Below are 8063 nucleotides of genomic sequence, written 5' to 3'. Positions count from 1 at the left end.
CCGTGTGACTGTGCGCGACCTCGGTACCATTGCTGGCCGTATCGTCGGCGAGCGCGTCACCACGCGCGCATTCAACGAATACGGTGAACGTCACGGCGTGACGCTCACCCCAACGGACTCGGCGGACCGGCCGCTGATCCAGTTTACCGAACGCCTGTTGGCCAGCGCGGTGGGTGCGGCAAGCGCACGGCGCATCCTCATGGGCGCGTTGTCCGGCACGGGGTTGGACATCGCCGAGGCCATGGCCTTGATGGATGAAGCGTCGCAGGAGCTTCGCTTCAATCGCGAGCTCCTGTCGACGACGCTGGAAAACGTATCGCAGGGGATCAGCGTGGTGGATGGCGACATGTGCCTCGTCGCATGGAACCGTCGCTACGTGGAGCTCTTCGACTATCCCGAAGGCATGGTGTACGTCGGCCTGCCCGTTGCCGACCTGATCCGGTGGAATGCGGAGCACGGTGAATGCGGGCCCGGCGAAGTGGATGAGCACGTCGGAAAACGCATTCGCTATATGCGTGCCGGATCACCGCACGTGTTCCAGCGTATTCGCCCGGATGGCACCGTGATCGAAATGCGCGGACGTGCGCTTCCTGGTGGCGGCTTCGTCACGACCTTTACCGACGTGACCGCCTACAAGTCCGTCGAGCAGGCACTTATCGATGCCAACGAAACACTCGAGCAGCGTGTGGAAGTGCGCACCGCCGAGCTGTCCGAAGCATTAACTGCCACGGCCATAGCGCGACGCGAAGCCGAAGCGGCGAATGCGTCGAAGACGCGGTTTCTCGCCGCGGCCAGTCACGACCTTCTGCAACCACTGAATGCGGCGCGCCTGTTCACTTCAGCCCTGCGTCAGCATCCCGGACTGGACAGCGATGCAGCGCAGCTAGCCGAACGCATCGATGCATCGTTCCGCGCCGCGGAAGATTTGCTCGACGCCCTGCTCGATGTATCGCGACTCGACGCGGGCAGCTACCGTCCGGAAGTCGCGCCATTCGCCCTTGCCGATCTGTTTGACTCGCTGCGCCAGCAGTTCGCCGTTGTCGCCGAACAACGTGGGTTGTCGCTGCATGTCGTGCCGACGACACTTTCGGTTCGATCGGACGCGCAACTGCTTCGTCGCATCGTCGCCAACTTCCTCTCCAACGCGCTGCGCTATACCCGCGCCGGTGGCGTACTGCTCGGCGCGCGTCGCGACGGTGACGAAATACGCATCGAAGTGTGGGACACGGGTCCGGGCATCGCGAACGAACAACAGGTGCGCGTGTTCGGAGAGTTCCAGCGACTGGAACGTCCGTCGCCCTGGGGTGAGAAGGGGCTCGGACTTGGGTTGTCCATTTGCGACCGTCTTGCCGGCATCCTCCACCATCGCCTGAGCCTGCGATCGCGTGTGGGGCGCGGGAGTTGCTTCAGCATCGCGGTGCCGCGAACGGCGCCCGTGTCGCGCAAGCGCGCGCCAGCCATGGCGCGCCCGGGTGGTGGCGAACAATTGCCGTTGACGGTGCTGTGCATCGACAACGACGAAACGATTCTCGAGGGCATGAAGGCGTTGCTCGGACGTTGGGGCGTCGATTGCCGCGTGGCGATCGATGTCGGCGACGCGCTGCACACGTTGTCGACTACGCATGTCGACCTGATCCTCGCCGACTATCATCTGGGCGACGACATGGACGGACTCGAAGCCTTGCGCTTCCTCGCCGAAAAACTAGGTACGATACCGCCGGCTGCCATGGTCACGGCGGACGGTAGTACAGAACTGAAGCAGCGTGCGCGAGCCCTGGGTTATCCGCTGCTACACAAGCCCGTGCGCCCCGCCGCGTTACGTGCGTTGCTCGTCGCCCTGGCGAAGCGCGCCGGAACGCACGCCGCCTAAGCAGCGGCGACCAGACCTGATTTCTGTAGGAGCCGATTCATCGGCGATAAGGTGTCCGCTACAGCGTAGCGTTTCGCTGCGGCCATCGCCGATGAATCGGCTCCCACAGAAGAACGCGGAGGCGCTCACGGTTCGGGCGAATTTGCGGGAAAGGCCTCTTTGTCCACGTCGAGGTGACTCGCTGCGAGCGCGACCTGTGTGCGGTTGGAAACCCCGAGCTTGCGCATGATCGCGGTCATATGCGCTTTGACCGTCGCTTCCGAGACGGTGAGCTCATAGGCGATCTGCTTGTTGAGCAGGCCCTCGGCGATCATGTTCAGCACACGAAACTGCTGAGGTGTGAGCGAAGCGACGCGAGCCGCAACATCCGCCTCGTCGGGCTTCAACTCCACGTTGCCGCCGACCAGCTTATGCGGTAGCCACACGTCACCATCGAGCACGGCACGCACGGCTTCGACAATGTCGTCCACGGCCGCCGATTTCGGAATGTAAGCGGACGCACCGTGCGCGAGCGCACGCCTGGCTACCTGCGCCTCCTCGTGTCCGGAAACGACGATCGTAGGCAGCCCCGGATACTGGCCGCGAATGTGGGCGAGCGCGGAGTAACCGCGCGCTCCCGGCATGTGCAGGTCCATCAACAGCAGGTCGGCGTCGGGCAGTGACTCGATCAGGGCGAACAAGGCCGGAACGCTGTCCGCCGTGTGTACGGTGGCATCGGGCAAGGCCGCCAGGACCGCGCGCTGCAAGGCGTCGCGGAACAGCGGATGGTCGTCGGCGATCAGGACATCGGACATGGGGAGCTACTTGATCAGTCGTTCTTCCACCAGGCTCTTCACCACCGAGGGATCGGCGAGTGTCGAGATGTCGCCCAGCTGGTCGGGCTGGTTCTCGGCRATCTTGCGCAGGATGCGGCGCATGATCTTGCCCGAACGTGTCTTCGGTAGTCCCGGCGCCCACTGCAGGAAATCCGGCGCGGCGATCGGACCGATTTCCTTGCGCACGCCGGCGATGAGCTCCTTGCGAAGTTCGTCACTGCCGTTCTCGCCCGCCACGAGCGTCACATACGCGTAGATGCCCTGCCCCTTGATGTCGTGATGGCAGCCGACTACGGCGGCCTCGGCCACCTTGTGGTTGGCCACCAGCGCGCTCTCGACCTCCGCCGTGCCGATACGGTGGCCGGAAACGTTGATGACATCGTCCACGCGGCCGGTGATCCAGTAGTAGCCGTCTTCGTCGCGGCGAGCGCCGTCGCCGGTGAAGTAGTTACCTGGATAGGTCTTGAAATAGGTATCGACGAAGCGCTGGTGATCGCCATACACCGTGCGCATCTGGCCCGGCCAGGAATCGGTAATGACCAGGTTGCCGCTGCAGGCGCCTTCCTGGGGCTTGCCATCGGTGTCGACGATGGCCGGCGTGATCCCGAAGAACGGCAGCGTGGCCGAACCCGGCTTCAGGTCGGTCGCGCCGGGTAGCGGTGTGATGAGGATGCCGCCGGTTTCGGTCTGCCACCAGGTATCGACGATGGGGCAACGCTCTTCGCCGACGACGCGGTAGTACCAGTTCCAGGCCTCGGGATTGATCGGTTCGCCGACCGTACCCAGCAGGCGCAAGGATTTGCGCGAGGTTTTCTTTACCGGTTCCTCGCCCTCGCGCATGAGCGCGCGGATGGCTGTGGGCGCGGTGTAAAACAACGTGACCTGGTGCTTGTCGACCACCTGCCAGAAGCGGCTGAAATCCGGATAGTTGGGCACGCCGTCGAACATCACCACGGTGGCGCCGTTGGCGAGCGGGCCGTACACCACATAGCTATGGCCGGTGATCCAACCGACGTCCGCCGTGCACCAGTAGACGTCGTCCTCGCGCACGTCGAAAATCAGCTCGTGGGTCATGCTGGCGTAAACGAGGTAACYGCCGCTGGTGTGTAGCACCCCCTTCGGCAGTCCCGTGGATCCGGAGGTGTAGAGGGTGAACAGCGGGTCTTCCGCGTTCATCGGCTCGGGCAGGCAGTCGCTCGATTGCCCTTCCATCAGGGTGTGGTACCAACGGTCGCGGGGCGACTGCAGATGGATGGCGCCGCCGGTGCGACGGACCACGATGACCGTCTCGACGCTGTGGGTGTGCGGTCGCGTGAGCGACTCGTCCACATTGGTCTTGAGCGGGATCTTCTTGCCGCCACGGCAGCCTTCATCGGCGGTGATGACGAGCTTGGCGCCGGAATCGGCAATACGGCCGGCGAGCGAATCGGGCGAAAAGCCGCCGAAGACCACCGAATGGATGGCGCCGATACGCGCGCAGGCCAGCATGGCCACCGCGGCTTCGGGGATCATCGGCAGGTAAATGATGACCCGGTCACCCTTCACCACGCCCAGGTTCTTCAGCGTGTTGGCGAACTTGCACACCTCGGCGTGGAGTTCGCGATAGGTCAGGCTGCGTGACTCGTTCGGATCGTCGCCTTCGAAGATGATGGCGGTCTTGTCGCCCCGCTTCTCCAGGTGGCGGTCCAGGCAGTTGGCGGCGACGTTGAGCGTGCCGTCCTCGTACCACCTGATGTACAGGTCCTTCGGGTCGTACGAGACGTTCTTGATCGTCGTCGGCGGCGTAACCCAGTCGAGCCGGCCGCTCATGTCCTTCCAGAAGCCCTCGGGATCCGCTATGGACCGGGCATACATGCGCTGGTAGTCGTCCTTGCGGATGTGCGCCCTGGCGGCAAAGGCGGGATCGACCGGGTGGATATCGGACATGCGTTCTTCCTGCGGATGGGCTTGTGGCTATGTCCGGAAGTGTAACGTCGCGGCGCAACATAAGGCTGCGGGGGTGCTACGACTTTGGTCGAGGTTCGACCTTTGGCGAATGGATGCCCGGGCTGGTGTGTCACATGCTCGGCTCGCCAATGGTTGGGGAGACCATGATGAAGACGAACCGTTCCGGTGGCCGCAAGGCCATCGCCCTGAGTGTCGCCTGCGCCTTGATGCTGCCAATGGCCGCATTGCCGGATCTGGCCCACGCCCAGTCGAAAGCGAAGACGAAGAAGACCACAAGCCACGAAGCGGAGCTCGAAGCCCGCGTGAACTCGCTCGAGCAACAGCTCGCCGAGCTCAAGGCCATGATCCAGGAGCAGAAGGCCGAGACCACCCAGGCCACGTCCACGGCCCAGGCCGCGCAGACGCAGGCCCAGGCGACCGACGAGAAGGTGACCAAGGTCGAGAAGGTCGTCGCGACCGTTCCGGCGAAACCGGCCTTTGCCACCGGCACCGCGCCGGGCGTCTCGCTCGCGCTGCACGGTTTCATCGACGTCAGCGCGTTCAGCCAGAACAGGGCCTATACCTACGGTAACGGGCAGAACGCCGAATACCCGATCCCGTCCGACGGTGCCGGGCATGCCAATGGCCGCGTCTCCGGCGTCGATGTGCGCAATACACGCTTCTGGCTCGACTTCGCCGGCGCCAAGTTCAACGAGAACTGGAACGGCAGCGGTCGCATCGAAATGGACTTCTTCGGCGGCTTCAACGGCACGGGTGCCTACGCAGGTTCACAGCCCGAGCAGCGCCTGCGCCAAGCCTACTTCGATATCAGCAATCCGAACTCGGGCACGACGATTCGCGTCGGCCAGATGTGGGACCTCATGTTCCCGCTGGATTACATCCCGCAATCGCTCTCGCATATCGCCTTTCCGCTCGGTTACGGCAGCGGTGTGATCGGCTGGCGTTTCCCGGGCGCGATCTTCATGCAGGACCTTAACCACGGCGCCGAAGGCACCAAGTGGCGGCTGGATGTCGCGGCACTTCAAGGCACCTGGAACGGCCGTGCCGGCGGCACCGATACGAACAACTTCCTTACCCAGGGCAATGCCGGCTTCAGGCCGCAGTTCGAGGCTCGCCTGACGGCGAAGGGCGGCAACTGGGCGGCATTCCTCGCAGGTCACTACAGCAAGATCGACCTGAGCGGCGTCGAAGGCAATACCCCCACGCCGATCAAGAAGAACCTCTCGAGCACGGCTGTCGAACTCGGCGGCATGTGGACGCCCGGTCAGTTCATCCTCAAGTCCGCGGTTTACTCCGGCAACGCGATCGGCGAAATCTTCGGCAACCTCTCGCAGTTCGGCGACATCAAGGAGAAGGGTGGCTATCTGCAGGCCGGCTACAAGTTCGACACGCACTGGACGCTGTATGGCTTCGCGTCGGTCAGCAAGCCCGATACGGACGACGTGCTGCGCTGGCGTGCCGCCAACACCATCGGCCTGCTGAAGAACCGCCAGACGGCTGGCAGCCTGCAGTACACCACCGGTCCGTTCGACTTCAGCCTCGAATTGATCCACTCCAACCTCGACTCGACCACCGTCAACGGCCTCGGCCGCGAGAAGACCTCGGGTAACGAACTCACCCTCAACGGTATGTACCGGTTCTGATTGGAGAGCACCATGGCGACTACTGCTAGCGGCCTTCGTGCCGACGGCACCATTGGAACCAGCCACAGACGCGTGATTCTCGCGTCGAGCCTGGGCACGGTTTTCGAATGGTATGACTTCTACCTTTACGGCTCGCTTGCCGCGATCATCGGCAAGCAGTTCTTCACCGGCCTGAACGAGACCAGCCAGTTCATCTTCGCGCTGCTCGCCTTTGCCGCCGGTTTCGCCGTGCGTCCGTTCGGTGCCATTGTGTTCGGGCGCGTGGGCGATCTGATCGGCCGCAAGTACACGTTCCTGATCACCATCATCATCATGGGTACCTCGACCTTCCTGGTCGGCGTGCTACCCGGTTATTCGACGATGGGTGTACTCGCGCCGGTGTTGTTGATCGTGCTTCGCCTGCTACAGGGCCTTGCGCTCGGCGGCGAGTACGGTGGTGCGGCCACGTATGTCGCGGAGCACGCGCCTCCCGGCAAACGCGGCCTCTATACGAGCTTCATCCAGATCACGGCGACCTTCGGCCTCTTCCTGTCGCTACTGGTTATCCTTGGCACGCGCCTTGGCCTGGGTACCGAGAGCTTCGAAGCCTGGGGCTGGCGTATTCCGTTCCTGCTCTCCTCCATCCTGGTGGGCGTGTCGGTGTACATCCGCATGCAGTTGCACGAGTCGCCGGTGTTCCAGCAGATGAAGGCCGAGGGCAAACAGTCCAAGGCACCGCTGACCGAAGCCTTCGGCCAGTGGAAGAACCTTCGCCTGGTGATCCTCGCCCTGCTAGGCGCCACGGCGGGACAGGCGGTGGTCTGGTACACGGGCCAGTTCTATTCGCTGTACTTCCTGACCCAGAGCCTGAAAATCGACGGCACGACGGCGAACCTGTTGATCGCAGCGGCACTGCTCATCGGGACGCCGTTCTTCGTGTTCTTCGGTTGGCTGTCGGACAAGGTGGGGCGCAAGCCCGTCGTGCTCGCCGGTTGCCTGCTCGCGGCGCTGACCATGTTCCCGATCTTCAAGGGTCTGACGCACTTCGGTAACCCGGCGATCGAAACCGCTGCCGCCACGGCACCGGTCGTCGTCACCGCCGACCCGAATGCCTGCTCCTTCCAGTTCGATCCGGTCGGCAAGAAAACCTTCACCAGCTCGTGCGATGTCGCCAAGAGCGTACTGGCCAAGAAGGGCATTCCGTATACCAACGCGGCGGCGCCTGCCGGCACGCTGGCGACGGTGAAGATCGGTGACGAGGTGATCGAGTCGTTCGAAGGCGCTGGCCTGGAGAAGGCGGACTTCACGGCGAAGAGCAAGGACTTTACCGGCAAGGTCACGGCGCAGGTCAAGACGGCGGGCTATCCGGAGAAAGCGGACCCGTCCCAGTCCAACTACCCGATGCTCATCGTGTTGCTCGCCATCCTCGTGCTTTACGTGACCATGGTGTACGGACCGATCGCCGCGTGGCTGGTCGAGATGTTCCCGACGCGTATCCGCTATACCTCGATGAGCCTGCCGTATCACATCGGTAACGGCTGGTTCGGCGGCTTTGTGCCAACCATCGGCTTCATGCTGGTCGCATGGAAGGGCGATATCTACTACGGCCTCTGGTATCCGGTGGTCGTGGCATTGATGACCGTGGTGATCGGTTTGTTCTTCGTGCGCGAAACCAAGGACGTGCCGCTGGATCATTGAGGGCGCAGATACGCTTGTAACGACAACGGCCGGTCCTCAGGATCGGCCGTTGTCGTTACGCCCTGCTCGGTAGGAGCCGATTCATCGGCGATAGGGTGCTCGCCTCACCCT

At 63.3% G+C, this 8063-nt stretch carries 5 protein-coding genes; 3 read left to right on the top strand and 2 right to left on the bottom strand.

Annotated elements, in window-relative coordinates:
• Positions 1–1870, top strand: a 1870-nt coding sequence (locus tag AC1DT2_RS11600) for a hybrid sensor histidine kinase/response regulator (protein WP_477296325.1), incomplete at its 5' end; no start/stop codon positions are given.
• 125 nt (positions 1871–1995) lie between these two features.
• Here the strand turns inward: AC1DT2_RS11600 and AC1DT2_RS11595 are convergent.
• Positions 1996–2664: a response regulator transcription factor gene (locus AC1DT2_RS11595; protein WP_063571458.1), complete on the bottom strand. Its 669-nt coding sequence runs from the start codon at positions 2662–2664 to the stop codon at positions 1996–1998.
• Positions 2665–2670: 6 nt separating this feature from the next.
• Positions 2671–4611, bottom strand: coding sequence for an acetate--CoA ligase (acs, locus tag AC1DT2_RS11590; protein WP_477296323.1), 1941 nt, complete (start codon positions 4609–4611; stop codon positions 2671–2673).
• 164 nt (positions 4612–4775) lie between these two features.
• On the opposite strand from acs, the gene AC1DT2_RS11585 reads away from it, so the two are divergent.
• Together AC1DT2_RS11585 and AC1DT2_RS11580 are read left to right on the top strand one after the other, a co-directional pair.
• Complete coding sequence (locus tag AC1DT2_RS11585; RefSeq protein WP_477296322.1) at positions 4776–6275, top strand: hypothetical protein; 1500 nt, start codon at positions 4776–4778, stop codon at positions 6273–6275.
• 12 nt (positions 6276–6287) lie between these two features.
• On the top strand, positions 6288–7952 hold the full coding sequence (locus AC1DT2_RS11580; RefSeq protein WP_213949074.1) for an MFS transporter: 1665 nt from the start codon (positions 6288–6290) through the stop codon (positions 7950–7952).
• Positions 7953–8063 lie beyond the last annotated feature (111 nt).

This window comes from Luteibacter sp. P4_E6, from assembly GCF_056401535.1.
Note: the sequence above shows the minus strand (reverse complement) of the source record. Positions and strands in the feature narration are given on the sequence as shown.